Source organism: Labrys monachus (assembly GCF_030814655.1).
GTDB lineage: Bacteria > Pseudomonadota > Alphaproteobacteria > Rhizobiales > Labraceae > Labrys > Labrys monacha.
In genome coordinates this window covers 5,047,826-5,071,694 of sequence record NZ_JAUSVK010000001.1, presented here as the reverse complement: position 1 = coordinate 5,071,694, position 23,869 = coordinate 5,047,826, and the positions used below count along the sequence as shown (strand labels likewise).

25 protein-coding genes are annotated in these 23,869 nt (G+C 67.3%); 16 read left to right on the top strand and 9 right to left on the bottom strand.

Annotated elements, in window-relative coordinates; all coding sequences use genetic code 11:
- Complete coding sequence (locus J3R73_RS23225; protein ID WP_307432718.1) at positions 1-906, bottom strand: LysR family transcriptional regulator; 906 nt, start codon at positions 904-906, stop codon at positions 1-3.
- Between the two features lie 118 nt (positions 907-1,024).
- On the opposite strand from J3R73_RS23225, the gene J3R73_RS23220 reads away from it, so the two are divergent.
- From J3R73_RS23220 to J3R73_RS23190, 7 genes are all read left to right on the top strand, one after another.
- The gene (locus J3R73_RS23220) at positions 1,025-1,867 is read left to right on the top strand and encodes an oxidoreductase (protein ID WP_307432716.1); all 843 of its coding nucleotides are present in this window, start codon (positions 1,025-1,027) and stop codon (positions 1,865-1,867) included.
- Entirely contained in the window at positions 1,864-2,640 is a 777-nt protein-coding gene (locus tag J3R73_RS23215) for an SDR family oxidoreductase (RefSeq protein ID WP_307432712.1), read from the top strand. Before J3R73_RS23220 ends, J3R73_RS23215 begins: the two co-directional genes overlap by 4 nt.
- Before the next feature lie 467 nt (positions 2,641-3,107).
- Positions 3,108-3,581, top strand: coding sequence for a MarR family winged helix-turn-helix transcriptional regulator (locus J3R73_RS23210; protein ID WP_307432709.1), 474 nt, complete (start codon positions 3,108-3,110; stop codon positions 3,579-3,581).
- Positions 3,578-5,647: an FUSC family protein gene (locus J3R73_RS23205; protein ID WP_307432706.1), complete on the top strand. Its 2,070-nt coding sequence runs from the start codon at positions 3,578-3,580 to the stop codon at positions 5,645-5,647. Before J3R73_RS23210 ends, J3R73_RS23205 begins: the two co-directional genes overlap by 4 nt.
- A gap of 9 nt (positions 5,648-5,656) precedes the next feature.
- A complete protein-coding gene (locus tag J3R73_RS23200) occupies positions 5,657-5,866 on the top strand; it encodes a DUF1656 domain-containing protein (protein ID WP_307432702.1) in 210 nt (69 codons plus the stop codon).
- Positions 5,863-6,753: an efflux RND transporter periplasmic adaptor subunit gene (locus J3R73_RS23195; protein ID WP_307432700.1), complete on the top strand. Its 891-nt coding sequence runs from the start codon at positions 5,863-5,865 to the stop codon at positions 6,751-6,753. Before J3R73_RS23200 ends, J3R73_RS23195 begins: the two co-directional genes overlap by 4 nt.
- 148 nt (positions 6,754-6,901) lie before the next feature.
- Positions 6,902-7,375: an NUDIX hydrolase gene (locus tag J3R73_RS23190; protein ID WP_307432697.1), complete on the top strand. Its 474-nt coding sequence runs from the start codon at positions 6,902-6,904 to the stop codon at positions 7,373-7,375.
- Between the two features lie 14 nt (positions 7,376-7,389).
- Here J3R73_RS23190 and J3R73_RS23185 read toward each other — a convergent pair whose 3' ends face one another.
- The 4 genes from J3R73_RS23185 to J3R73_RS23170 all read right to left on the bottom strand — a co-directional run bounded on the left by J3R73_RS23185 (position 7,390) and on the right by J3R73_RS23170 (position 10,168).
- Positions 7,390-8,010, bottom strand: coding sequence for a uracil-DNA glycosylase family protein (locus J3R73_RS23185; RefSeq protein ID WP_307432692.1), 621 nt, complete (start codon positions 8,008-8,010; stop codon positions 7,390-7,392).
- 121 nt (positions 8,011-8,131) lie between these two features.
- Positions 8,132-9,088, bottom strand: a complete 957-nt coding sequence (locus J3R73_RS23180; protein ID WP_307432688.1) for a serine hydrolase domain-containing protein — start codon at positions 9,086-9,088, stop codon at positions 8,132-8,134.
- 185 nt (positions 9,089-9,273) lie between these two features.
- Positions 9,274-9,696 (bottom strand): VOC family protein, encoded by a 423-nt coding sequence (locus J3R73_RS23175; RefSeq protein WP_307432686.1) that lies wholly within the window; start codon positions 9,694-9,696, stop codon positions 9,274-9,276.
- Positions 9,697-9,721: 25 nt separating this feature from the next.
- Entirely contained in the window at positions 9,722-10,168 is a 447-nt protein-coding gene (locus tag J3R73_RS23170; RefSeq protein ID WP_307432683.1) for an EF-hand domain-containing protein, read from the bottom strand.
- Between the two features lie 192 nt (positions 10,169-10,360).
- Here J3R73_RS23170 and J3R73_RS23165 point away from each other — a divergent pair, with 192 nt between their 5' ends.
- The 4 genes from J3R73_RS23165 to J3R73_RS23150 all read left to right on the top strand — a co-directional run bounded on the left by J3R73_RS23165 (position 10,361) and on the right by J3R73_RS23150 (position 14,807).
- On the top strand, positions 10,361-11,089 hold the full coding sequence (locus J3R73_RS23165) for a response regulator (protein WP_307432680.1): 729 nt from the start codon (positions 10,361-10,363) through the stop codon (positions 11,087-11,089).
- Positions 11,090-12,436 (top strand): ATP-binding protein, encoded by a 1,347-nt coding sequence (locus J3R73_RS23160; protein ID WP_307432677.1) that lies wholly within the window; start codon positions 11,090-11,092, stop codon positions 12,434-12,436. It abuts the gene before it with no gap.
- 115 nt (positions 12,437-12,551) lie between these two features.
- Positions 12,552-12,857, top strand: a complete 306-nt coding sequence (locus J3R73_RS23155) for a hypothetical protein (protein ID WP_307432672.1) — start codon at positions 12,552-12,554, stop codon at positions 12,855-12,857.
- Between the two features lie 1,650 nt (positions 12,858-14,507).
- A complete protein-coding gene (locus J3R73_RS23150; protein ID WP_307432668.1) occupies positions 14,508-14,807 on the top strand; it encodes a helix-turn-helix domain-containing protein in 300 nt (99 codons plus the stop codon).
- Positions 14,808-15,050: 243 nt separating this feature from the next.
- Here the strand turns inward: J3R73_RS23150 and J3R73_RS23145 are convergent, their stop codons facing one another.
- Positions 15,051-15,500 carry a translation initiation factor 2 gene (locus J3R73_RS23145; protein WP_307432662.1) on the bottom strand — a complete coding sequence of 150 codons (450 nt, stop codon included), beginning with the start codon at positions 15,498-15,500 and terminating at the stop codon, positions 15,051-15,053.
- A 476-nt stretch (positions 15,501-15,976) separates the two neighbouring features.
- Positions 15,977-16,801: a DeoR/GlpR family DNA-binding transcription regulator gene (locus J3R73_RS23140; RefSeq protein ID WP_307432659.1), complete on the bottom strand. Its 825-nt coding sequence runs from the start codon at positions 16,799-16,801 to the stop codon at positions 15,977-15,979.
- Between the two features lie 447 nt (positions 16,802-17,248).
- Between J3R73_RS23140 and J3R73_RS23135 the strand changes: the two genes are divergently transcribed.
- The 4 genes from J3R73_RS23135 to J3R73_RS23120 all read left to right on the top strand — a co-directional run bounded on the left by J3R73_RS23135 (position 17,249) and on the right by J3R73_RS23120 (position 21,165).
- Positions 17,249-18,241, top strand: a complete 993-nt coding sequence (locus tag J3R73_RS23135) for a sugar ABC transporter substrate-binding protein (RefSeq protein ID WP_307432656.1) — start codon at positions 17,249-17,251, stop codon at positions 18,239-18,241.
- Positions 18,242-18,321: 80 nt separating this feature from the next.
- Positions 18,322-19,236 carry an ABC transporter permease gene (locus J3R73_RS23130; protein WP_370879986.1) on the top strand — a complete coding sequence of 305 codons (915 nt, stop codon included), beginning with the start codon at positions 18,322-18,324 and terminating at the stop codon, positions 19,234-19,236.
- A complete protein-coding gene (locus J3R73_RS23125) occupies positions 19,233-20,018 on the top strand; it encodes an ATP-binding cassette domain-containing protein (RefSeq protein WP_307432649.1) in 786 nt (261 codons plus the stop codon). Before J3R73_RS23130 ends, J3R73_RS23125 begins: the two co-directional genes overlap by 4 nt.
- Positions 20,019-20,085: 67 nt before the next feature.
- On the top strand, positions 20,086-21,165 hold the full coding sequence (locus J3R73_RS23120; protein WP_307432647.1) for a Gfo/Idh/MocA family protein: 1,080 nt from the start codon (positions 20,086-20,088) through the stop codon (positions 21,163-21,165).
- 144 nt (positions 21,166-21,309) lie between these two features.
- On the opposite strand, the gene J3R73_RS23115 is transcribed toward J3R73_RS23120, so the two are convergent.
- Positions 21,310-22,554, bottom strand: a complete 1,245-nt coding sequence (locus J3R73_RS23115) for a M24 family metallopeptidase (protein ID WP_307432644.1) — start codon at positions 22,552-22,554, stop codon at positions 21,310-21,312.
- Between the two features lie 20 nt (positions 22,555-22,574).
- Positions 22,575-22,871: a hypothetical protein gene (locus J3R73_RS23110; protein WP_307432641.1), complete on the bottom strand. Its 297-nt coding sequence runs from the start codon at positions 22,869-22,871 to the stop codon at positions 22,575-22,577.
- A gap of 99 nt (positions 22,872-22,970) precedes the next feature.
- Between J3R73_RS23110 and J3R73_RS23105 the strand changes: the two genes are divergently transcribed.
- Positions 22,971-23,723: a TetR/AcrR family transcriptional regulator gene (locus J3R73_RS23105; protein ID WP_307432638.1), complete on the top strand. Its 753-nt coding sequence runs from the start codon at positions 22,971-22,973 to the stop codon at positions 23,721-23,723.
- Positions 23,724-23,869: the final 146 nt, after the last annotated feature.

Below are 23,869 nucleotides of genomic sequence, written 5' to 3'. Positions count from 1 at the left end.
TCATGATAGCCGCAAGGTCCGGCGCAGCGTGTCGATGAAGGCCCTGAGCTTCGGAACGCCGGACGAATTTCGTGGGAAATACAAAAAGAGGCCCGGCTCCTCGATGCTCGCGGCCGGCAGCACGCGGCGCAGGCGGCCGGCGCTGAGATCCTCGCGGACCAGCGGCTCGAAGACATAGGCGATGCCGACGCCCTGCAAGGCGAGCTCGCGGGCATAGAGGGAATCGGTCACCCGCACGCTGCCGCTCACGGCGACGGAGACCGCGCGGCCGTCTTCGTCCTGCAGGTCCCAGGCATAGGCGGCGCCGGACGAGATCAGGCGGTAGCCGATACAATTGTGGCCGGCCAGATCGGCGATCGCGTCCGGCACGCCCCGTTCTTCGAGATAGGACGGCGCGGCCACCGTCACCGCCTGGAAGGGTGGCGTCAGCCGCACGGCGATCATGTCCTGCGCGATCATCTCGCCGAGGCGGATGCCGGCGTCATAGCCGTCGGCGACGATGTCGACGAGGCTCTCATCCGCGGTGATCTCGATGGTGAGGTCCGGATAGAGGCGGCTCATCGCCACGATGGCCGGCGTGATCGCCAGCGGCAGGGCGAGGCGCGGCATGTTCAGCCGCAACAGGCCGGCGACCTGTCCCTTGGCGGAGCGGACCCGCTCGACGCTTTCCTCGACCGTCGCCAGCGCCGGGCCGACCGAGGCGACGAAGCTCGCTCCCGCCTCGGTGAGCGCGACGCTGCGTGTCGTGCGGACGAACAGAGGCTGGCCGAGGCGGTCCTCGACGGCCTTCACCGCATGGCTCACCGCCGAGGGGCTCATGTTGAGCGCGGCGGCGGCCGAGGCAAAGCCGCCCCGGCGCGCGACGGTCAGCACGATGGGCAGATGCGCGAGGAGGTCTCGGTCCATTGATGCACCCTATCGAAAGGCTACCTCGATTTGAACCGTCTAGTGTGGGAATGAGCGGTCGGCCAGACTGTGCAGGCGTTCATTTCGACCATCCGGTCACGGCAGAGGAGACAATCCCATGACCGCCAAAACCTGGTTCATCACCGGCTCTTCCTCCGGCTTCGGCCGCGCCTTCGCCGACCATGCGCTCGCCCGCGGCGACACTGTGGTGGCGACCGCCCGCCGGGCCTCGGCCCTCGCCGATCTCGCCGAGGCGGCGCCGGAACGCCTCCTCGCCCTCGCGCTCGACGTGACGCGCCCCGCCGATGCCGAGGATGCGCTGGCGGCGGCCGTCGCCCGCTTCGGCCGCATCGACATCCTCGTCAACAATGCGGGCTATGGCGTCGTCGGCGCGTTCGAGGAGACGCCGGACGCCGAGTTGCGGGCGCTGATGGAGACCAATTTCTTCGGCGCGATGAATGTCACCCGCGCGGCGCTGCCGATCCTGCGTGGGCAGAGGAGCGGCGCGATCGTCAACATATCGAGCCTCGGCGGGCAATTGTCCTTCGCCGGCTTCAGCGCCTATTCGGCGACGAAATTCGCCCTGGAGGGCGTGAGCGAGGCCCTGGCCCTGGAGGTCGCGCCCTTCGGCATCAAGGTGCTGATCGTCGAGCCCGGCCAGTTCCGCACCAATCTCGCAGGCCCGAGCATGCGCCACATGCCGGTGATCGACGCTTATCGCGACGTCGTCGGAGGCACGCGCGCCTTCGCCCACGATATGAACGGCACGCAGGACGGCGATCCGCGCAAGGCGGCAGCCGCGATCGCCGCGGCCCTGGACGCGCCGGACACGCCGCTGCGGCTCCAGCTCGGCGCCGACGCGGTCGAGGCCGTCCGCAGCCACGGCGAAGCGCTGCTCCGGGACCTCGCGGCCTGGGAAACGCTCGCGCGGGACACGGCTTTCGACCGGAAGACGGCGTGAACGGCTTCGAGAGACGGGAGATCCGCGCCATGGCATCGGGCAGATTGGAGGGTCGGGTCGCACTCGTGGCGGGCGCCTCCTCGGGCATCGGCGAGGCCACCGCGCTGGCGCTCGCGGGCGAGGGCGCGAGGGTTGCGATCGCCGCGCGGCGCCTGTCGCGGCTGGAGGGCGTCGCAGCCCGGATACGCGCCGCCGGCGGCGAGGCGCTGGCGATCCGGGCGGATGTGGCGGACGAGGCGCAGGCTTCGGGGATGGTCGAAGCCGTCCTGCGCGACTATGGACGGCTCGACATGCTGCTCTGCGTCGCCGGCGTCGGGGTGGCCGCGCCGTTCCGGAACACCACGACCGAAGAGTATCGCCGCATGGTCGACGTCAATATTCTCGGCGTCCTCTACGCGATCCATGCCGCTTTGCCGGCGATGACGCGGCAAAGGGAGGGGCACATCGTCGTCGTCTCGTCCGGGACCGGCCGCTATATCCATCCCTCGACGGTCTATTCGGGCACCAAGCATGCGGTCGGCGCCATCGCCGAATCGCTGCGCCGCGAGGTCGGCAAGGACGGCATCCGCGTCACCAGCATCGAGCCCGGCGCGGTGCGGACGGAATTCACCGCGCAGATGCGCGCGGAGGTCCGGGAGAGCGTGGAGCGGCGCCTGGGTGACATGGAGCAGCTTGAGAGCGAGGATGTGGCCAATGCCATCCTCTACGCCGTGACGCAGCCGCGGCGCGTGAACGTCAACATCCTCACCCTGTATCCGACCGGGCAGGCATAGCTCGTCCCCGCGACGGGCCTTATGGGCCACGACAGCAGGAAGAGGCCCAGTATTGTCCTATCCGGGGCTGGTCCCGGGTATCCAGACTCCGTCCGGAAGGAGGGACGGCGGCCCGGCCATATGCGCTAACATAAGGGAAATACCCGCCTTCTCCCTGTTCGGGAGAAGGTCCCGGCAGGGGGATGAGGGTCTAAACTTCAACGCAGATAGCTCAAGGGTCGCGCTGGAATTGCAGAAGTCCAGACCCTCATCCGGCGCTTCGCGCCACCTTCTCCCGCATGGGAGAAGGAAAATCGCGCTATGGTCGGCAAAGTTAGCGCATATGGGCGGCCCGGCTGGATTGCCGGGACAAGCCCGGCAATGACAAATCCCGAACCGTTGGAGGCCATAGGCGCCTTGTCCGGCACAGGGGAACGCCCTCGCCAATTAGATTGCATGCTATTAATTCGTATGCTATCCAATAAGCCATGAACGATCTCGACATCCTTCGCCGCACGGTCACCACCACGACCAACCAGATCGGCCGTCACTGGCGGCGGCTGGCGCACGACATCGTCGTCGCGCATGGCGTTTCGGATGCCGCGGCCCTGCCGCTCATCACCATGAGCCGCCTCGGCGACGGCGTCCGGCAGGGCGCCCTCGCCGAAGCCGTCGGCCTGGAGGGGCCGTCCCTGGTCAGGGTGCTCGACCAGCTCTGCGCCGACGGCCTGGTGGAGCGCCGCGAAGATCCGCTCGACCGCCGCGCCAGGATGCTCTTCCTCACCAGGGAAGGGCGCCGGGTCACCACGCTGATCGAGCAGGAACTGATCAGGCTGCGTGCCCAGGTGCTCGGCGGCGTCAGCCGCGAGGACCTGGAGGCGACGCTGAGGGTGTTCCAGGTGATCGAGGAGGCGGCGGCCCGGGCCGAAGCGCCGTCGGTGCCGGTCGGGGCGGAACCATGAGCCGCCTGATCCTGCCTGCTTCCTGGCCCGCCTGGCTGTTCTCGGCCAAGACGTTCCTCGCCTCGATGCTCGCCCTCTATGTCGCGCTCGCCGCCGGCTTCGAGCGTCCGTATTGGGCGATGGCGGCCGTCTATGTCGTCGCCAATCCGCTCTCCGGCGCCACCACCTCCAAGGCGCTCTATCGTGCCCTCGGCACGCTGCTCGGCGCGGCCGGCTCGGTCCTGCTGATGCCGCTCTTTTCCGATTCGCCCGAACTGCTCTGCCTGGCCATGGCGCTGTGGACCGGCGTCTTCCTGTTCGTCTCGCTGCTCGACCGCAGCCCGCGCAGCTATGTCTTCATGCTCGCGGGCTACAGCCTGCCGCTGATCGCGCTGCCGGCCGTCACCGCGCCCGGCACCATCTTCGACGTCGCGCTGGCGCGCACCGAGGAGATCACGCTCGGCATCGTCTGCGCGAGCCTGGTGCATGCCCTGGTGTTTCCGGTGCGCATCGGCCCGGCGCTCGGCGCGCAGGCGGCCGGATGGCTGCGCGATGCCGGCCTGTGGGCCGGCGCGATCCTGCGCGGGGAGACGGATGCGCGGGCGACCCTGGAGCGCCAGCGCCTTGCCGCCGACATCCGCGCCATGGACATGCTGATCAGCCAGCTCGCCTATGACACCGCGGTCGCCGGCACGACCCGGCTCGCCCGGGAACTCCGGGGCCGCATGGCCTTGCTGCTGCCGCTGCTGCCGTCGCTGGCGGACAGGATCGAGGCCGTTCGCGCCGCCGGCCGCGAGCCGGACGGCTTCGAGGCTCTCCGCCGGGACGTCCTCGCCTGGATCGAGGCGGGACCCGGCGCCGACGCTTCGGCCGCAGACCGGCTCAAGGCCGCCATCGCCGCGCTCGAGCCGCAGGGGGCCGAGGCGGAGCATTGGGACGGCCTCGTGCTGTCGAGCGCGCTGGAGCGCCTCGGCGAGATCGTCGACGTCTGGCAGGATTGCCGCGCGCTGCAGGCGCAGATCGCCCTCGGCGACACGGCGAAGCCGTGGAAGCCGGTCTTCCGCCAGCGCCGCGTGGTGGCACCGGCCCGCCACTATGATTTCGCCCTCCTGGCCTTTTCGGTCACGTCCGTGGTGCTGGCGATCCTCGCCGCCTGCGCCATCTGGATCGCCACCGGCTGGGCGGAGGGCGCCGGCTGCGTGATCATGACCGCCGTCGGCTGCTCCTTCTTCGCCGCCCTCGACGATCCCGCCCCGCAGATCCGCGGCTTCACGGTGTGGATGCTGGTGTCGGCCGCCGTCTCCGGCGTCTATCTCTTCGCCATCCTGCCGCTCGTGCATGATTTCCTCGGCCTTGTCCTCGTCTTCGCGGTTCCCTTCCTGCTGGCCGGCCGGCTGGTCGCCCGGCCGCAATTCACCATGCTCGCCATGCTGCTGGCGGTGAACACGGCGTCCTTCGTCGGCCTCCAGGCCAGTTACAGCGCCGATTTCGCGGGCTTCGTGAACGGCAACATGGCCTCGGTGGCGGGCGGCGCCTTCGCGCTCGCCTGGACCCTGCTCACCCGCCCGTTCGGCGCGGCCTTGGCTGCACGCCGGCTCGTGCATGCCGGCTGGGCGGATCTTGCCGCCACCGCCCGGGGCAGGCGCAACGACAATGCCGAGCATTTCGCCGGGCGGGTGCTCGACCGGCTCGGCCAGCTCGTGCCGCGCCTCGCCCAGGGCGTCGCCGACGACGTCGCGGCCGCCGACCTGCTGGCGGAGCTGCGCATCGGCATGAACATCCTCGACCTGCAGCGGGCGCGGCCGGGGCTGCCGCCGGCGCTGCGCGCCTCGATCGAACCGGTGCTCGAAGCCGTCGCCGCGACCTTCGGCGAGCGTGCGGCCGCGGGGAAGGCAGGCGCGCCGGTCCCCCGGCTGATGGGCTCGATCGACCGCGCCCTGCAGACGCTGGCTGCAGTGCCGGACCATGCGTCGATGCGGCCGGCCCTGCAGGGGCTCGTCGGCCTCAGGCGGGCCTTCTTTCCGGGGGAGCCGGCGCCTTCGGGGCTGGCGCAGGCCCGCTTCCGGCCGGCGATCGCGGCGGAATAGGAGGCGGCAATGGTCATCGATCTCGATCTTTTCGGCGTCTACCTGCCCGGCCTGCTGGTCCTGGCGGTCGCCGCCTTCGTGCTGGTCCACATCGTGCATCGGGCTCTCGCCACGGCCGGCCTCTATCGCCTGGTCTGGCACCCCGCTCTGTTCGACGTCTGCCTGTTCGTGATTTTTCTCGGCGGCCTCACGGCGCTGAGTGAAAGGCTTTTATCGTGAAATCCTTTTTCGGATCTCTGGGGCGCATCGGCGTCACCCTCGTCGTTCTCGTCGTCGCCGCCGGTTTCGGCTGGCGCCTGTGGGACTATTACATGAACGCGCCCTGGACGCGCGACGGCCATGTGCGGGCCGATATCATCGGCGTCACGCCGGACGTGTCGGGCCTCGTCCAGGACGTGCTCGTCCATGACAACCAGGCCGTCCGCAAGGGCGATCTCCTGCTGCGCGTCGACCAGAAGCGCTTCACCCTGGCGCTGCAGCAGGCCGACGCCGCCGTCGCGGGCGACAAGGCCTCGATGGAGCAGGCCGAGCGCGACAGGCTGCGCTACCAGAAGCTCGGCAAGGACGTCGCCTCGCAGCAGAAGATCGAGCAGGCGCAGCTGGCCGAATCCGTCGCCGAAGCCGCCTACCGGCAGGCCCTCGCCAATCGCGACGTGGCCAGGCTCAACCTCGAACGTTCGGAGATCAGGGCCTCCGCCAACGGCGTCATCACCAATATGGCGCTCAATCCGGGCGACTATGTCAGCGCCGGCAAGCCGGTGATGGCGCTGGTCGACAGCGACAGCCTCCATATCGAAGGCTATTTCGAGGAGACCAAACTGCCGGGCATCCGGCCGGGCGCCCCGGCCGAGATCCGCCTGATGGGCCAGCCCGCGGCGATCCGCGGCCATGTCGAAAGCATTGCCGGCGGCATCGAGGACCGCGAAAGGGGGGCCGGCTCCAACCTGCTCGCCGACATCAACCCGACCTTCAGCTGGGTCCGCCTCGCCCAGCGCATTCCGATCCGCATCGCCCTCGACAGCGTGCCGGACGGCGTGCGGCTGGTTCCCGGCCAGACGGCGACCGTGATGGTGAAGCCGGATACGACCGTCGCCGACCTGCGATAGCAGTGCATTTGGAGGGGCGATCACCGATCGCCCATCTCTGCGACGCAGAGCCTGCCGGAGAGGAAGAGGCCGATCGGTGATCGACCGTCCATCCTGCGCTCATCCCGGCCGGGTTGCGGAACAAGCGCGCCGGCCGCAGGATGCCCGTATGTCGAAGCGAAGCGCCGGCCTGCTGATCCACCGCGAGACGAAGGACGGCGTCGAGATCCTGCTCGTCCATCCCGGCGGCCCGTTCTGGGCGCGCAGGGACGAGGGCGCCTGGTCGATCCCCAAGGGGCTGGTCGAGCCGGGCGAGGACGAACTCGCCGCCGCCCGCCGGGAAGCGAGGGAGGAGCTCGGCGTCGCGGTCGAGGGGCGGTTCGAGCCGCTCGGGGACTATCGCCAGCCCGGCGGCAAGGTCGTCGTCGCCTGGGCGGTCGAAGCCGATCCCCTCTTCGATGCGGCGGCCGTCGCCGGCAACACCTTCTCCATGGAATGGCCGCCGAAGTCCGGCGTGATCCGGGAGTTCCCCGAGGTCGACCGCGCGGCCTGGTTCGCCGTCGCCGAAGCCGGACGCCGCATCCTCAAGGGCCAGGCCGCCATCCTCGGGGACTTTTTGGCGCGGCGGGTGCGCGATGGCTGACGGGCCGGCCCGGCTCAGGCGAGAAGGCGCCGCATCTCCGCCTGCAGGATCGGGACGACATCCGCCTCGAACCAGGGATGGCGCTTCAGCCACCCGGTGTTGCGCCAGGACGGGTGGGGCAGCGGCAGCATCCGCGGCCTGGCCTGCGCATCATAGATCTCGCGCCATCGTTCCACCGTCGCGGTGACCCCGCCGGCCGCCCGCCGGCCGAGATGCCATTTCTGGGCGTATTGCCCGACGAGGAGCAGCAGTTCGATGTCCTGCAGCGGTGCGAGGAGGCGCTCGCGCCAGGTCTCGGCGCATTCGCGGCGCGGCGGCAGGTCGCCGCCCTTGGCGTCGAGCCCGGGAAAGCAGCAGCCCATCGCCACGATGGCGATCCGGTTGGGATCGTAGAAGGCCTCCTCGCCGATGCCGAGCCAGCCGCGCAGCCGGACGCCGGAGGCGTCGGTATAGGGGCGGCCGGAGGCGTGGGCGCGCGCGCCCGGCGCCTGGCCGGCGATGCAAATGCGGGCCGTGCCCGCGGCCTGGATCACCGGGCGCGGCTCATGCGGCAGCGGCGGCCCGTAGCGCGGCGCATCCCGGCACAGCCGGCAGGCCCGCAGTTCGGCGATCACCAGGTCGAGGGCTGTTTCCAAGCGGGGTGCCTTCTGCCGGATCGAAAGGACGAGGCCCAGCCTATACGCGCCGGCCGCGATGTTCATCAAGGCCGCGGGGGCTGCGGGGCACGAACGGCGGCGATTGGGCAGCGCGGGCCTCTCATCGGGACGGGCCGCCCGAAGCCGCCCGGACGATGATGCGGCGGGCGGCGCGGATATCCTTTTCGACCAGCGGCAGGCGGCGCTGCATGAAGAAGAGGCCGTAGAGATCGTGCCGGCGGTCGATCCAGGGATAGGTTCCGAAGGCGCCGGGGCTGGAGACGACGCTGCATCGGCTGCCGGCCTCCACGACTTCGCACCAATTGCCGAGGCCGTATTGCAGGCCGGCCGCCGTGGCGCCGGCGGGAACGAAGGCGATCCTGGCCCCGCGTGTCTGGACGCTTTCCATCCGGGCGACGGACGCCGCCGACAGGATGCGCCGTCCGGCATGGCGGCCGCCCGCGTCGAGCATGGTGAGGAACCTGCCGTAATCCTCGGCTGTCGTGACGAGGCCTCCCTGCAGGTTGGGATTGTGGATGTCGGCGGGCGGCATGTCGGGCCACAGCGGGCTTCCCCATGTCGTGTGCGCCAGCCCGAGCGGCCGGCCCAGCCTCTCCTCGAACAGGCGGGCCCAGCTCTTGCCGGTCGCCTGCTCGACCAGCGCCCCGGCGACCTGCAGGGCCGGGCTGCCATATCGGAAGACCGCGCCGGGCTTGTCCTCCAGCGGGCGACGGGCGATCGCGCGGGCGGATTCGGCGAGCGACAGGCCGGGGTCCTGGCGCAGGTCCACCAGGCCCGCCAGGCTGCCCTGTCCCGAGGTGAAGGACAGGATCTGCCTGAGCGTGATCCCGGCCGCCGCGCCGGTGAAGGCGGGAAGGCGCCGGCCGATCGGTTCGTCGAGCGAGAGCAGGCCGTCGTCGACCACGCTCATCACCAGCGCCGCCGTCAGCCATTTGGAAGCCGACGCGACGGGAAGCCGGGCATCCCGTGCGATGTCGCCGGCGTCGACGCGATAGAGCAGATGGCCGTGCCTGAAGACGAGCACGGTGACGCCTCGCGCACCATCCTTCGTGACCATTCGATCCAGAACGGTTTGCAGTCCCGCCGGGGCCTGCGGCGGCGCAGAACAGGCCACGGCCGGCGAGAAGATCGCGGCGGCGACGCCGAGAACGATCAGGGGCAAGGGGCGGCGTCCGCGCGACGGCGAGGGGCGCCGTCCGGAGGCATCGGAACATCGGAAGAGCGCGAGCATGGTTCGATCCCCTATGAAGCGATGCCGCCCCAGTCCTCGGGCGCCACATCCGCGATCGACTGCGAGAACGTCCAGACATGGCCGCCGACATCGCGGCAGGAATATTGGCGCTCGCCATAGGGATAGTCGGCCGGTGGACGCAGGAGCCGCGCTCCTTCCCGCATCGCCTGCTCGAAGTGGCGGTCGAGATCGTCGACCCGCACCGTCACGGCGAAGGACCGTTCGATCGCCGGCGGGCATGCGCCGTCCCACGCCGGCGTTTCCCTGGCGATGACGGTGCCCGCGCCCCGGACGAGCTGGACGCGATGGCCGGGTATCCTGAGCCGCACCGTGAAGCCGAAGGCGGCGCAGAGCCATTGCGCGGCCTCGTCGACGTTCCGGTAGCCGAGCTCGGGGATGATGGTGCTGGCCGGCATCGAGCGGTTGGATCGCATGGCGCCTCTCCTTCGCAGGCCTGGGTCACGACGCCCCGCGTGCCGCGACCGCGGCGCGGAAGGCCGCCAGTTCCCGTGCATCGATCACGCCGTCATGGTCGGTGTCCGCACGGTCGAACAGCAGGCCGGGACCGGCGACGAACTCGTCCCGGCTGATGCGGCCGTCGCCGTTCTTGTCGAGCAGCGCGATCGCTTGCGCGAGCCCGCCTTCCCGGCCGCCGATCCGGGCGGCAAACCGGCCGGGCACGTCGTCGCTGCCGAGATAGCCGTCGCCGTTCCTGTCCAGCCGGGCGAACAGCTTGCGCCGAGCGTCGGCATATTCGGCGCAGGTGACGACGCCGTCGCCGTTCTCGTCGGCGTTCTGCAGCATGCGGGCGAGGTCCGGCTTGCGGCCGGACATCGCGCCGAGGGCGGTGGTCGCGCAGCCGGCGGCTGCCAGAGCGAGGAGGGGAGCGAGGACGACGAGGCGCATGGATCCATCCGATCATGAGAGGAGGCGCTGGGCCGGATCGTCGATCGCCGCGATCGGCGACCTCCGCAGCCCGCATCTCCTCCTGCGCCGCTGCCGTATGCGCAGCATCTGCCGCCGGTGACCGTCTGTAACAAAATGTATCGCCGGCGCTTTTGCGCTTTTCCGGCGCCCCGGCCTCTGGGATCCTGGGGCATGAACCCGCCAACGCTCATCGCCGTCGTCGAGGACGATCCGGAGATCCGCTCCCTGGTCGGCAGTCTGCTGTCGCGGGAGGGGTTCGAGGTGGTGCTCTGCGGCAGCGGCGCCGATCTCGACCGCGCGATCGAGCGCCGCCGGGTCGACCTCGTCGTGCTCGATCTCATGCTGCCGGGCGAGGACGGGCTTTCCATCTGCCGGCGCCTCCGGAGCACCCCGACGAGCACGCCGGTGCTGATGGTCACCGCCAAGGGCGACGACCTCGACCGCATCATCGGGCTGGAGGTCGGCGCCGACGACTATCTGCCCAAGCCCTTCAATCCCCGCGAGCTGGTGGCGCGCGTCCGGGCGATCCTGCGCCGCACCCGCGGCGTGCATCACGTCGCCTCCACCCCGCCGTCGGAGGTCTACCGCTTCGCGGGATGGAGCCTCGATGCCGCCTCGCGCGAACTGCACGACCCGGAAGGCCGCGCCGTCGACCTGACGGGCGGCGAATACGACCTCCTGATCGCGCTGCTCACCCATCCGCAGCGCGTGCTGAACCGCGACCAGCTGCTCGACTGGACGCGCGGCCGCAGCGCGGCGCCCTTCGACCGCACCATCGACGTCCAGCTCAGCCGGCTGCGGCGCAAGCTCGGCGACGATTCCCGGCCGCCGAGCGTCATCAAGACGGTGCGCGGCGGCGGCTACCTGTTCGCGCCCGCCGTCGAGCGCGGGCGCGCCTGAATGCGGCACATCCTCGGCAGCCTCGTCGTCCGCGTCGTCCTCGTCTTCCTCGCCGGCCTCGTCCTGCTCCTGCTCGCCATCGCCGTCGCGATCATCGGCCCCGACGGGCGCTTCGGCGTGCTGCGGCTGGTGTCGCCGCGCGAGGCGGCGGCGGTGGCGCGCGCGCTCGAGGCGACGTCGGCGCAGCAGCAGGCGCTGGTCGTCGCGGCGCTGGATGCCGGGCCGCTCATCGTCCGTCTCCAGCCCGGCTTCCCGCCGGCTCCCGACGGCGACGCCGCCTGGAGGGCGCCCTATCTGGAACGGCTCCATGCCGACTATGCCGCGGCGCTCGAAGGGCGGCCCTTCCGCATGGAGGCGCGCGGCGCGGGCGCTGAGGAGGCGCGGGACCGGATCCCCGGCGGCGTGCGGCTGCTCGTCGGGCTGCGGACCGGCGAGGTGCTGGCCATCGAGCGGGCGCCGGTGCTGCTCGAGCGGCTGGCGGCGCGCTTCGCCCTCGTCGGCGGGGCGGCCGGGCTCATCCTGCTGCTGGTGATGCTGTTCTGCATCCACCAGATGGTGCTGCCGGCACGGCGGCTGGCGCGGGCCTCGCATCGGCTCGCCGCCGATATCGGCATGCCCGATCTGCCGGCGAGCGGACCGGCGGAGATGCGGATGCTGGCCTCGGCCTTCAACGAGATGAAGCACATGATCCGCGGCTTGATGGACGAGCGCACGCGCATCCTCGCCGCGATCGCCCATGATCTCAGAACCTATCTCACCCGGCTGCGCCTGCGCGCCGACTTCATCGGCGATGCCGACCAGCAGGCGCGCGCCGTCCGAGACCTCGACGAGATGAGCCTGCTGCTCGACGACACCATGCTGTTCGCCCGGCAGGCGACGGCGCCGGCGCTCGGCGGGACGGAGACGGTCGACCTCGGCCGCGAGATCGAGGCCTTCGTCCGGATGCGCCGCGAGATCGGCGATCCCGTCGACTGGCAGGGGACCGACGGGCCGCTGGCGGTGCGTTGCGCCCCGCTCGCCTTGCGCCGCATGCTGGCGAACCTCACCGACAATGCCGTGCGCTACGGCAAGGCGGCGCATCTCGCCGCGGGCCGGACGGACGGGGTGGTCGAAATCATCGTCGAGGACGAGGGCCCCGGCATCCCCGCCGACGCCATCGCCGGCCTGATGCAGCCGTTCCGGCGCCTCGAACCCTCCCGCGGCCGCCAGACCGGCGGCGCCGGGCTCGGCCTCGCCATCGTCCAGGCGCTGGCCCGGGGGCAGGGCGGCGACCTCGCCGTCGAGAACCGCCCCGGCGGCGGCCTGAGGGCGAGGATCCGGCTGCCCGCCGCCGACAAGGGGCCCTGATACGGTCCGTTACGCTTTGATCCCATGCGGACACGCCGGGGCAACCGGCGGCCTCCAGGCTCCTCCCATCGCGCGTCCCGGACGGATGCGCATGGATGCCTTGAAGGAGACCCCCATGAAATTCGCCATCGCCACCACCTTTGCCACCGTCCTGTCGCTCGCCGCGGCCTCCGACGCCGGCGCCTGGACCCGCAGCGGGTCCGTCACGACGCAGAACGGCACCTATTCCCGCACGGTGGACGGCAGTTGCGGCGGGCACAGCTGCTCGCGCTCGTCCACGGTGACCGGCCCCAACGGCCACACCGCCACCCGCTCGGGAAGCATCACCCGCACCGGGCCCTACCGCTACGGCTATTCCCGCACCACCACCGGCCCGCGCGGCAACAGCGTCACGCGCCGGGGCTGGTTCCGCCGCTGGTAGGGATGCTGGTCATATTCGCGCTCGGCATCTTTCCTGGGAGCGCGGGCGTCTCGCCCGCCCTGGAAACGCCGCGCTCGAAGGTTGAGACGTGGCGCTTGGGTCGGCGAGAGCGGGCGAGACGCCCATATGCGCTAACATAACAGAAATACCCGCCTTCTCCCGGTTCGGGACACCGCATTTCCTTTGGAAATGCTTGGGGTCCCGGTAGGGGGATGAGGGTCTAAACGTCAACGCAGATAGCTCAATAGTCGCGCTGGAATTGCACAAGTCCAGACCCTCATCCGGCGCTTCGCGCCACCCCCAGCATTTCCGCAGGAAATGCGAAGTCCCGCATGGGAGAAGGAAAGTCGCGCTATTGTCGGCAAAGTTAGCGCATATGGGCGAGACGCCCGCGGTCCCAGGGAAGAACACCAAACCGGCGGCGACGCCGTAGTCATCCCGGACGCGGTGCTGTCATCCGTGATGCATCGCAGATCCGGGATCGCGCGTAGAAGGAACCTCATCCTGCACGCGGTCCCGTGTCTGCACCGCACCCCTGCGGGGTGCCGTGCGCACGGGATGACGGTGATGGCTCTGCAGACATGCGTCTTCGTCGCCGCGCCCTGAACGGGCCGGATTGTGCAAGGGAAGATCGGGGCGACGACGGCTGTTCTCGTGTCAGCCGTGGTGCAGTATAGGATCGTGGTCGTGAGGAATCGTGGCCTCGCATGTTGTGCAAGGCCGCCGTCGCCCCTTTCCCGCCGGGCCGGGACGCGCCAACAGGCAACGCGCCGGGGCTCGGCTCTTTCCCATCGATCCGGATCAAGCCTGCGACCTGAACCGGATTGCCGGATGGGAGGCATCGCCGGCGCCGGAGGGCACGGTTCCCTCCATCACCAGCCACGCCGGACAGGCCACGCACCCCGACACGGCTTCCAGGCCAGGGAAGCCAGTCGGGACGCAGGCCTCACCCACGGAACGGGCGGGACAGGGGCCTTGGCGGACGGCTTATGTCTTCGCCGCACCCCGCCGGCCGGGCAGCCGGGTCCCCGTGCTGCCGCGGCCGCGGACGCTGCGGGCCGGGTTTGCCGGCCGCCGGCGTCCGACAAGGCGATCCGGCCTGGATATGCCCGCTGTCCCATCCTCGCGGACGGTTCGGCCGGCGGCCGGCGCCTCTCCTGTCTCGCGCGGGATCGAGGGCAGGCCCGAAGGCGGCCCGATCCCGGCAAGTTCCTCATCGAGCCCCGTGTGCAGACCTGACGGCCGGGTGATCGCACACCCGGCGCTACCGGATGTCGGCGGTCCCGGCATCGCGCCTGAAGAAGACGCAATGGGGCGGTCTGCAACGATCCCTCTCGGCGCCGGCCCCGTCCTGGTTTCCAAGCCAGGACGAAATTGGACAGGCGCGTCGATGCGGCTGGCGCGCCGCAGGCGAACCGGGATCGGCCGGAGTGGGTGGAAGGCACGGGGCGGTATCGCGAACCTTGGCCCCGCCGCGCTTCGTTTCTGAGGGAAATTAGGCCATGGGAAAGGGCGTTTGTCAAGGTTTGTGCGTGTTTTGTTCCGGGCGCCCCTTCTTTGGAGAACAAGATCCTTGGCATAGCCGGCTTGGTGGAGTTTCGGGAGGATGCCAAGTAAATGCACCGGTACTGTAATTCCCAAGGAGGTCGGATGACCAGGATGAAAGATCTTCATACCGAGTGGATGAAGGATGCCGATTATCGGAAAGCCTATGACGCCCTCGAAGACGAATTCGTCCTGGCCGAGGCAGTGATCAAGGCTCGGCTGAACGCAGGGTTGACGCAGGAAGAGCTGGCGCAGCGCATGGACACGTCTCAGAGTGCCATAGCCCGTCTCGAAAGCGGGAAGATCAAGCCCTCCGCCAGAACGCTGGAGCGCTTCGCCAAGGCGACGGGAACGCATTTGCGTATTACGTTCGAGCCAGCAGGAACCATCGGCTCCACGCGTTAGAAGATTGAACCATTCTCAAGCTTAGTTGCGATAACGGTCGCAGTTATGAGAGCAAAGATGGCTTTTGTCGGGGTCTATCGAGTGATGGAAACTTGGAGGGGATAGCTCCGCTATCCCCTCAATGCCGAGCAAAGGTGATGAACAATTTACCCGTGACGCCGTGACAGGGCGGACGCGTCTTCCCTGCGGCCTGCAAGGCCTTCTTCGCCATCCGAAACCTGATGGCGCAAGGAAGACACAGGGTCAGGACGACGGCGCAGGCTTCTTCGATCGCGAATCAAGCCTCTTCTTCGCCGGCTCGTTTTGCGGCAAAGGAACCAGCGTAGCAGCCACCGGGTTCGGGTAATGATCCAGAGTTGCACCGGTAGCTGCATCCGCGACGATGCCAACCACGCCCCCAAGAATAATATTTCCTGCCATGCCGGCCGCGCCGCCACCTGAGACCTTGGTGGATACGGGAATATCGAGGCGCTGATATCCTTCCTTCTCGAAGCTCGCGATGAACTCCATCTTACGTGACATTTCGATTGAACACGGCGTTGCTGTGCATGTGATGCCGGCGGTTGTCGTTACCTGCGCACCCGCCGGCACTGAAACAAACTGTACGTGTTCGGTTGTACCTCGGGTCACACTTGCGCAGCCGGCAAGCATTATTGCCCCCGCCATTGCGAGCGCGGTCTGTCTTAACTTCATTGAGTTGCCCCCTGGCCTCCATGACCATTGCATTGAGCAACATATTGGGTTACCACGACATGTCCAGCGGCTAATCTTAATTTGCACACCGTAAAACCACTCTTCGTTTGCCGCTGAGATTCCTACTTTTTTCATTAAAATTACGAGAGATTTTTCTCGGTTCTAGATTTTAAGGCCAGAGTATTGTATAATTGTCACATCAGGTGGGTGAAATGAGATTTATTTTCACAAAGTTTAAGTTATTAATACAATTTAGATCCCTTGTTTTGTAATTTTCGCCTAATTTTTAAAGTATAATTCCTTCAGAGGCGGAAATGAATGCGCAATTTTGTGAATTATAATCAGGTATTGTGATAGATAAACGGTGACCCGGTATTCTATTCTGGCATAACAGCCCGTCACCGTTATTCGTATTTCACACGTTCCCGATGCGGAGCACCCGGCCAGGGCGGCGCAAAACCAGGCCGGTATGGCTCTCACGCCGGGCAGACCAGCACCTGCACGCCGGCCCGGCTCAGGGCGGCGCCGATGTCGTCGGGGGGCTCCCGGTCGGTGACCAGATGATGGATGCGATCGAAGGACGTCACGGTGGCGAAGGCGCTGACGTTGAACTTGCTGCTGTCGATCAGGGCGATGGTTCTCTTGGCGACGCCCATCATGCTCACGGCTTCGGCGGCTTCCTCCAGCCGCGCCACCGAGAGGCCGCCCGGGGACAGGCCGGTCGCGCCGATGACGGCGGTATCGACGCTGATGCCGGTGACGGAGGGAAAGCCGACCGTGCCGATGGTGACCTGCGAGGTGCCCCAATAGAGGCCGCCCAGGATGTGGATGGAGCGCACGCAGGCCTCCGGCATGATCGGCGGCAGGCGCAGATTGTTGGTGACCACGGTGAGATTGCGCCGTTCGCCCAGGGCCGCGGCGAAATAGCAGGTGGTCGAGCCGCCATTGACGATCAGCGTCTCGCTGTCGCGAACCAGTTTGGCTGCCGCCACGCCGATGCGGCGCTTGGCCTCGACATGGGCGTCCATGCGCAGGCCGAGCGTGGTATCGACCTGGACGAGGCTGCTGTTGTCGACGGCGCCGCCATGGGTGCGCACCAGAAGGCCGCGCTGCTCCAACAGGTCGAGGTCGCGGCGGATGGTGTCCCGCGACACGTCGAACAAGGCGACCAGTTCCGCCACCGTCGCCTGGCCGCGTTCCTGCAACAGGGCGACGAGCCGGCTCTGGCGCAGGGCCGGAAGCGTATTCGAATTGCTTTCCACCTCCGGCGTCGCACCGTTCGGACTATCGGTATTGGCCATCTCGACCCGCTTTTTGAAGAAGACGGTCACGATCGGCCCGACAAGCGGCCGTCATCCGTCTGCGGGGACATCTGCCCCGTCGGCGCCGCAAAATCAACGCCTGCCGTCGGCGTCGCCCGCCGTCCCGCGCACCGTCTTCGGGCAAAGGAGCGGGCCAAGGGAAGCATCCGCTTGAGATTTGATGAGAGACGGTGCGCTTAAATGCGCCGTTATCGAATTTAAAAATGCACAATGACGCATAAATGCGCGCCGGGCGGATTGACGGATTCCGGATTTTGATGCACGAATTGGGAAATCGGCGGATTGAATCCCAGGCTATTTCATAAGAAAAAATCGGTCCGGACTCGCTGGAAAACGGGCCCGAAGCCGTTGAGATCAACGAGAGAGGAACAATTAACCGGCCCGATAGACGATAAAATATCAAAAAAATCAAACAGGGAGGACAAAATGCGCTGGACGCATCTGATTATTCTGGCTTCTTCAGCCCTCGTTTCAGCCACTGCGGCCAACGCCGCCGGTTCGGATACTGTCGCCGCCGTCATCAAGGGATTGGACAATCCCTTCTTCCAATATATGCGGCAGGGCATCGACGAGCAGGCCAAGGCGCTGAATGCGAGCGTCTCCATCCAGGCGGCGGCCAATATGGGTGACGCCACCGGCCAGGCCGACAAGCTGACGGCGATGGCGATGCAGGATTACGGCTGCTACCTGGTCAACCCGATCAGCGTCAGCAATCTGGTCCAGGCGCTGGTTCCCGTCGCCCAGAAGCACAAGCCCATCGTCAACATCGACAGCACGATCGATGCCGACCAGGCCAAGGCCGCGGGCTTTGCGGTCAGCACCTATATAGGCACCGACAACGTCTCGGCCGGCGAGCTTGCCGGGCAGGAAATGCTGAAACTGGTGCCCCAGGGCGGCAAGGTGGCTCTCATCGCCGGCATCGTCGGCGATGTCGGCAGCAACGCCCGCATCAAGGGCTTCAAGCAGGCCGTCGCCGGCAAGCTCGAGGTCGTCGTGATGGTCAGCGCCGATTGGGATCGGGAGAAGGCCCTGACGGCCGCCACCGACATCCTCAGGGCGCATCCGGATCTCGCCGGCTTCTTTTCGGCGAACGACGTGATGGCGCTCGGCGTGCAGCGCGCGGTGGAGACCGCGGGGCTGCAGGACAAGGTCAAGGTCATCGGGCTCGACGGCGTCGAAGACGCCCTGAAGTCGGTCGCCGCGGGGGAGATGGCGGCCACCGTCGCCCAATACCCCTATGTGGTCGGCGCCATGGGCGTGGAAGCCTGCGTCGCCGCGGCGAAGGGCAAGACGCTTCCCGCCAACGTTCCCGCTCCCGTGCTGCTGATCACCAAGGACAATGCGGAGGCTTCGCTCAAGAATTTTCCGCGGCCGGGCGGTGACTATCCCGATCCCTTCCGCGAGATGCTGAAGCCGTGACGAACCCATCGATTTCGCCCGGAGGCGAGTCGAGCGCCGGGTCCCGGAGCCGCCCCGCGTGGCGGGCGGCTCTTTTCGACGTGTCGTTCTGGGCCGACTGGGCGTCGGTCGTCGGCCTCGCCGGCCTCGTCGTCATCTTCGGCGTGACCGAGCCGGTCTTCCTCAGCCTCGCCAACCTGCAGGCCCTGCTGCTGGCGTCGGCGATCCTGATCGTCATCGCCGTCGGCCAGACCTTCGTCGTGGCGACCTCCGGCATCGATTTGTCGATGGCCGCCTCGATCACCTTCGGCGCCGTCGTCCTCGGCAGCGTCTATGCCGCCGGATGGGGCATTCTGCCGGCTTGCGTCCTTGCTGTCGCCGTCACCAGCGCGATCGGATTCGTCAACGGGCTCATCATCACGCTGGGCCGCATTCCCGATTTCGTCGTCACGCTCGGCACGCTCTCGGCCATCACCGGCCTCGGCCTGATCCTGTCGGGCGGCGAACCGACGATGGTGTCCAGCACCTTCCTCCTGCAACTGGCCTCCCGGTCCTTCGGCCCCTTCGGCTATCCGGTCTGGGTGGCGATCGCGGTTGCGGCCTGCGCCCATATCGTCCTCTTCCATACCCGCTTCGGCGTGCATCTCCTGGCCGTCGGCGGCCAGGTCGAAAGCGCCCGGTCGCTCGGTATCCGCACCGACCGCATCAAGATCGCGGCCTATACGATTTCCGGTTTCTGCGCCGGCATCGCCGCCATTCTGCTCGTCGCACGCATCGGATCGGCCGAACCCTCGATCAATACGAGCCTGCTGCTCAATTCGGTGGCGGCGGTGGTCCTGGGCGGCGTCAGCCTCTTCGGCGGGCGGGCGAGCATCCTGGGGCCGGCGGTCGGCGCCCTGATGCTGACGGCGCTCGTCAACGGGCTGACGCTGCTGAGCGTCTCGGCCTTCTACCAGCCCCTGGCCGTCGGCATCATCGTGGTGCTCGCCGCCTTGATCATGCGGTATCAGCGATGACCGTCTCTCCCATCCTGCCGCACGCATCCGACGCGACCGATCCCGACGCCATCATCGCCTGCCGGGACCTGAGCAAGTCGTTCGGCGGCGTGCGCGCCTTTTCCGGTGTCGGGTTTTCCGCACGGCGCGGCGAGGTCACCGCCGTCATCGGCGACAATGGCGCCGGCAAGTCCACCCTCATCCGCTGCCTCGTCGGCGTCCACAGGCCGGACGGCGGGCAGGTCTATTTCGACGGACGGGCGGAGCCCTTCGCCGATCCGGACGGCGCCCGCCGGGCCGGCATCGAAACGGTGCATCAGAACCTGGCGCTGATCGACGAGCTGACCGTGGCGCAGAACCTGTTCCTCAACCGGGAGATCGTGCGCCGGCTGGGTCCGTTCGCCTTCCTCGACCGGCCCGCCATGAAGAAGCGGGCCCAGGAAATGCTGTCGCGCCTGTCGATCAACATGCCCTCGGTGACCCAGCGCGTCAGGCGCCTGTCCGGCGGCCAGCGGCAGGCCATCTCGATCTGCCGCGCCGTCGGCGCCGGCGCCAAGCTGGTGGTGATGGACGAGCCGACGGCCGCTCTCGGCGTGCAGGAGACCGCCAATGTCGAGGCCCTGATCCGGCGCCTGCACGAGCAGGCGGTCAGCGTCATCCTGGTCAGCCATAATTTCGATCAGGTCCGCCGTCTGTCCGACCAGATATGGGTGATGCGGGCAGGGCGGATGGTGGCGACGGTCCGGTCCGCCGAGACGACCGGCAACGAACTGGTCGCGCTCGTCACCGGCGCCGCCGAATAGACGATATCGATATCTTTCAGGCGGCCGTCCTGCCGGGTGTCGCGGCATCGGCCGCGAGGAGCTTGCAATGTCCGTGATCCGTGTCGGCCTTCTGGGCCTCGGCGAAGTGGCCCAGTCGATCCATCTGCCCGTCCTCAGCGACCAGCGCGACCGCTGGGAAATCGCCGGCGTCTACGATGTATCGCCGAGCCTGGTGGCGATGTGCCGCGCGCGCTATCCCACCGCCGCGGCCTTTTCGTCCGCGGAAGCGCTGATCGCCTCGCCGGATATCGATGCCGTCTTCGTATTGTCGTCCGACGACACCCATGCCCGTTTCGTGCATGCCGCGGTCCGGGCCGAAAAGCATATCCTGCTGGAAAAGCCGGCCTGCCTCACGGTCCGGGAGATCGACGAGCTCATCGCCGCGACGCAGACCTATCCGAAGACGATCTTCGTCGGCTATATGCGGCGCTACGCCCCGGCCTATCTGGCGGCAAAGGCGGAGCTGCCGGCTTTCCAGGACATCACCCATGTCCGCATCTTCGACCTGATATCGGAAGGACGGCATTTCCTCCAGAAGAGCCAGGCGATCCTCTACCCCTCCGACATCGACCCCGCCGTGCTGGCTGAGGGCGCCCGGGAGCGCGAAAGGCTGATCCGCGAGGTGGTGGGCGCCGATGCGCCGGCCGATCTCGTGCGGGCCTATCGCGGCTTGACGGCGCTGAGCTCCCACCACATCTCCGCGATGCGCGGCCTGCTGGGCGAGCCGGCGCGCGTGGCGGCGGCCCACCGCACCCATGGCGGCGCCAACACCAGCGTCGTCTTCGACTACGGGCATTTCGCCGCCAACTACGATGCCGTCGTCGACGATCTCGGCCTGTTCGACGCCATGATCGAGGTCCGGTCCAACACCCGGCGCGTGCGCATCATCTACGACACGCCCTATATCCGCAGCCTGCCGACACGGCTCGAAGTGACCGAGGCGGGCGACGGCGGACCGACGACCCGGACCTACGGCCCGCTCTATGCCGACGCCTTCTCCAACGAATTGGCGATTTTCCACCGCCATATCCACGAGGGGACCAGGCCGGCGACCGATCTGCCCGATTCCCGCCGGGATCTGGCTTTGATGGCCGATATCATCGCGGCGATGAAGAAGACGGGGTGAACGCGCGGCGGGCCGCGGACGGCCGGAGTGCCCGGCGCTCCGGTCGGCAGTCGGGACTATCGGTGACGGAGGAGATCGGCGCCGGGGCGGGTGCGCTATGCGGCCGCGTTTCCGGTGCCGGCGTCTCATCCCCTTTCCCCACCACTAGGCATGCATTAATCGGGTCGAATTGCTGTTGAGTTCGATGCCACCGTTCTCGCCGACGATGACGGTCCCGCCGAGATTGATCATGCGCCGGCCGATGCCGCAATTCGGTTCGAGTGCAAACACCGTTCCGGCTTCGAGCACCCGGTCGGTGCCCATCGACGGGAACGGAAGCACTTTGCCGTAATGGGCCATCTCAGGCAGGTCGGCGAGCCGTTCGCCAGCTCCGATCATCGTATAGGGTGTCAGCGAATGGACGAGGGGATGGACCTGCCAGCAGCCTCGATCGCGCATCGGCGCCCGCATCGCCTCGACGACATCGGAGAAGACCGTTCCGGCCTTGAGCGCCTTGACGCCTGCCTCATACGAAGCCCGCGCCAAGGCTGCGGCATCGTGGAAGTCGGCGTGGACATTGCCGACGGCGATAGCCGGCTGGTGCTGGGTTTCAAGCATGCCGAATGAAGAGAAGACTTCCGACAGGACGACATCGCCCTCCATGATGGTTCGCGGCGTCTGCGGCCGGTAGAGCCAGGCCGGTTGCCCCCATCCGACGAACTCCAGGCCTGAACCGAGCAGGATCTGCCCGCAATAGCCGACATTGCGCGCGGCGGTGTCGAGGGCCGCCGCATAGATTTCATGCTCTCCCACGCCCGGGCGGGTCGCATCGCGCATCGCCGCGCATATTTTCTCGCCGACGCCCGCCGACCATTTCAGGACGGCGATCTCCTCGGCGCTCTTGGCGGCCATGCGGGCGAAGAAGTCGCTGCCGACCATCTCGAAACACGCGTCCGGCAGATCCTCGACGATCGACTTCCAGGTGTTGTATGGCACGACGCCATCGAAATAATAGGGCGGATAAGGCTCCAGGCCGACGACGCCGATTTTGCACTTGTCGAGGCCGTGATCCTCGATGATCTCGACGACGTTCGTGCCCATTTTTCCGGCATAGATGTTCTCGGGCCTGATCCAGCTTCTGTAGCCTGTCGCCGCCGCCTGGATGTGATCCTCGATGACGGTCGTCAGAAACACGATGGCGATCGGTTCCTCGCCCTTCGGAAAGACGACGATCGAGCCGGGACGCTCATTGGTGAGCCATGTGTCCGGCGCATAGAAGGCGGGAAACGCGCCCTCTCGGTCGCCATAGACGAGCAACGCGTCGAGACTGCGTGCTTCCATCAGTTCGTTGGCGAGCGACCATCGCCGATCGCGTTCGAGGAACGAATAGGTCGGGACGACAGCAGACATGGTTTTTCCTTTCTCGGCGGTCATATCCGCACGCCTTCGATTTTCGCTGTCCCGAGCGGCAGTTTCGCCGAGGCGATCAATCGATCGTCCTCGACCCTTCCTGCGATATCGGCGTGGATGCGTCCGATCGGCGTGCTGATACGGGCCGGAAAGCGGAATTCGTTTCCATCGACACTGCCGCCGGAGAAGTCCGAGCGCCCTTTGACGTTCTCGATGGAGCCGGAAAGCGCCGAGCCTTCGGAGCGGAGTGTCAATTGCGCTTCCTGCGGTCCGAGCGGTGTCTTGACCGTGATTTTGTAGGTTCCTTCGACGGACATATCACCCACCTCGCATGCGTCCTTAAATTAATGACCTTAAGGTCATTATCTAGGTGATCGCGGGTCTCGTCAATAAGTTAGCAACCTAAAAGTCATTAAATGTTGCAGGCACCCGATCCCGATGCACGGAAGGGCGAGGGCGCGGCGCAATCCGGGGGAGGCATTGAATCGATGGGCGAGGGGGCATCCCGGGCGGCCGGCCGGCGACGGCGCAAGGAGGCACGACCGCAGGAAATCATCGCTGCGGGGGTGGCCGAATTTGCCGAACATGGCTTCGAGGCGGCTCGTCTGGAAGACGTCGCAGCCCGAGCGGGCATCGTCAAAGGCACGATCTACCGCTATTTTGAAAGCAAGGAGGCGCTCTTCGAAGCGGCTTTGTCATCGGGCGTCGCCCCCGCCTTCGAGGCATTGCCGCAGATCGTCGAGACCTATGACGGCTCGACCCTGGATCTTCTCGCCCTGTTGATCGAGCGGCTCTATACGACCTTGTTTACCCCGGAGGTCGAACTCCTGGCTCGGATCATCATTTGCGAGGGGCGGCGCTTTCCGGCAATCTCGGAACTCTACCATCGGCTTCTCGTGAGCAAGGGCCGCGACATTCTCCATCGGGCCATCGAGCGCGGCATTGCGCGCGGCGAACTGACGCCATCCCCCTTGAGCGCGACGCCGGAGGCACTGATCGGCCCCATGGTCATGGCGCTCGTCTGGCACATGCTTTTCGATCGTCTCGATCCGATCGAGCCCGCCCGGTTTCTCGAGGCGCACCTCCATATGCTGAAACAGATTCTGGCTGGGGGAAATCGTCACGACGGCATGCTGCCGGCCTCGCCCGGCGACACCGTGCAAAGCTGAGCGGAGCGACCGATCCCATCCATACGCGCGGAATAACAATGACAGGGAATAACGCCGATCATGCATTTAATTCTGTCATCGTTTACCTATTCAATGAATGCGCTCCGTGTGCATAGCGTCACCCCCATGGCCGAATGCCGGCTCCC